This window comes from Planktothrix paucivesiculata PCC 9631 (assembly GCF_900009265.2).
Taxonomy (GTDB): Bacteria; Cyanobacteriota; Cyanobacteriia; order Cyanobacteriales; family Microcoleaceae; genus Planktothrix; species Planktothrix paucivesiculata.
On record NZ_LR734989.1, the window covers coordinates 1 to 2,853 of the forward strand.

Below are 2,853 nucleotides of genomic sequence, written 5' to 3' on the forward strand. Positions count from 1 at the left end.
TTATAAAATTCTAACTGTTGATGATAAAGAAATTAATTGTCTATTATTAATTAAACTTTTAGAACCCTTGGGATTTGAGTTAAAAACAGCTAGTAATGGAGCAGAAGCGATCGCGATTTGGGATGAATGGGAACCCCATTTAATCTTTATGGATATGCGGATGCCCGTGATGGATGGCTATGAAGCGACAAAACAGATTAAATCAACCACAAAAGGCAATGCCACGGCTATAATTGCTCTAACTGCTAGTGTATTAGAAGAAGAAAAAGCCATTGTCCTGTCGGCGGGGTGTGATGATTTTATGAGAAAACCCTTCACAGAAGATCAGATTTTCGAGGTTTTGGCTCAACATTTAGGAGTTCAGTATGTTTACGCGACAACAAAAATTATATCAGATGTAAACAGAGAAAATGAGTTAACTAGCGATAATCTTAAAGTTATGTCTAAAGAATGGGTGAATCAACTCTATCAAGCGTCAATTGAAGCCGATAGTCAAGCTGTGATAGAATTAATTGCAGAAATTCCCCAAACAGAAACTTATTTAAGACGACGGCTTAAAAAGCTGGTGCATAAATTTCAATTTGAGCAGATTATTGACTTAGCGGAGCTTTGGATTGATCGTGATTAACTCTCGATCCACTACAGCAAAAAAAAATAGACAAATTCCCCTAAGATTAGTGTTAATTGTCCCCTTTGTGCTGCAAATTGTGGGCGCTGTGGGACTGGTGGGTTATCTTTCCTATCGCAGTGGACAAAAAGCGGTAGAAACTATGGCAGATCAGTTAATGAATCAGGCGGGAAATCGAATTAAAGATCACCTCGATCACTCCCTGCAAATTCAACAGCAAACCGTAGCAGTTAATTATCAGGCTTTCCAACAGGGTGTCATTAACCTGAATGACTTTGAATCCCTGCGTCAGTATTTTTGGCAACAGATCAATTTATCTCCCCATCTCACATTGAATATGTTTGCCAATCCTCAAGGAGAAATGATCTCCTATCAACGCATTCTCAGTCCTGAATTTTTGGCTGTATCACGTCAGCTAACCGGGGAAAATCTTCAAAAAGGGACAATATTTTTCCAAGAAAATAGACTTCCAGACATTGAAAACCGTAAATTCTATCTATTGAATTCTCAAGGTAAAAGTAAAAAATTATTGAAATTTCAGGTATTAGTAGATACAAGAAAAACCGATTGGTATAGGAATGGCAAAGTAGCTAGAGGACAAACTTGGTCGCAGATTTATGTTTATAAAGTACCCTTACTCTTGGGGCTTAGTGCCATAGTTCCAGTTTATGATGCTCAGGGAAAACTTCAAGGAGTTTTTAACAGTGGCATAACTTTAGATGGAATTAGTACATTTTTAAATAATCTAAAATTTTCGTCTTCAGGACAAACATTTATCATTGATCATGGCGGTGATTTAGTTGCAACTTCAACCCTAGAAACTCTGGGTGTGAAGGATCAGAAAGGAATCCCAAGTCGCTTACCTGCCATTGAAAGTAAAGATGCTTGGACAAGGGCGATCGCTGCTCACCTCAAGCAAGAATATGGGAATTTTAATCGGCTTCCTAACACCCTACAGTTCCGGGTTGTGGTTCAGGGAAATATCCTATTTGCTAAACTTTTATCTTATCAAGATCAATATGGACTCGATTGGTTATTGGTGACAGTAATTCCCGAATCTGATTTTATGGAAACTATTAATTTTAATACCAAAATAACATTTTTTTTGTGTCTATTAACTTTAATAATTGCCACGATTTTAGGAATCATTACCTCGAATTTAATTGCTGCACCTATTCAGCGATTGAGTCAGGCAAGTAGGGCGATCGCTGATGGTAAACTTAGTCAGGTCGTAGAAATCAAAGGAGTTTCTGAACTAGAAACCCTAGCACATTCTTTTAATCAGATGGCGAGTCAGTTACAAACCTCTTTTGAAACCTTAGAAAATCGGGTGAAAGAACGCACGGTAGAGCTAGTAATTGCCAAGGAAAAAGCCGAAGTTGCCAATCAAGCCAAAAGTACGTTTATTGCTAATATGAGTCATGAATTGCGATCGCCCCTCAATGCTATTTTAGGGTTTTCCCAATTAATGCTACGCGCTACCAACTTACCCCAGGAACACCACGAAAATGCAGGCATTATTTATCGGAGTGGAGAATATTTACTAACTCTAATTAATAATGTTCTGGATTTATCGAAAATCGAGGCTGGAAAAACCACCTTAAATCCTCGATATTTTGATCTTTATTCCGTACTTAATGATTTAGAAAATATGCTGCATCTACGGGCGGCATCTGCGGGTTTGACACTCATATTTGATCGGGATGAAAATGTTCCTCGTTATATCTATACCGATGAAGTTAAACTGCGTCAGGTAATCATCAATTTACTCAGTAATGCGATTAAATTTACCTTAGATGGTCAAATTATACTCTCTGTCTTTCAGGGAGATCAAGAAACAAGCGAGATTTTTAATCTTAATTTTTATATTCGTGATACTGGAGTAGGAATAGCCTCTGAAGAATTACCTAAACTTTTTGAAGCTTTCACCCAAACCCAAGCGGGGAAAGAATCGCAAGAAGGCACGGGTTTAGGATTAGCCATTAGTCGGAAATTTATCCAATTAATGGGCGGAGATATTTCTGTGGAAAGTGAATTAGGAAAAGGCACAACGTTTCAATTTTATATTCAGACTAAATTAGGTCAAGAAATTGTTAGCAAGAGTACAAAAGACCATCCCCAAGTTTTAGGTTTAGCTCCGGGTCAAGCGACTTATAAAATTCTAACTGTTGATGATAAAGAAATTAATTGTCTATTATTAATTAAACTTTTAGAACCCTTGGGAT

General features: G+C 37.4%; 2 protein-coding genes. Both read left to right on the forward strand.

Features of this window, described 5'->3' with window-relative positions; translation table 11 throughout:
* Positions 1-628: response regulator (locus PL9631_RS02315; RefSeq protein ID WP_156090419.1), on the forward strand; the 628-nt coding region annotated here is incomplete at its 5' end.
* Positions 621-2,853, forward strand: a 2,233-nt coding sequence (locus tag PL9631_RS02320) for a sensor histidine kinase (protein WP_083616588.1), incomplete at its 3' end; no start/stop codon positions are given. The genes PL9631_RS02315 and PL9631_RS02320, both read left to right, overlap by 8 nt.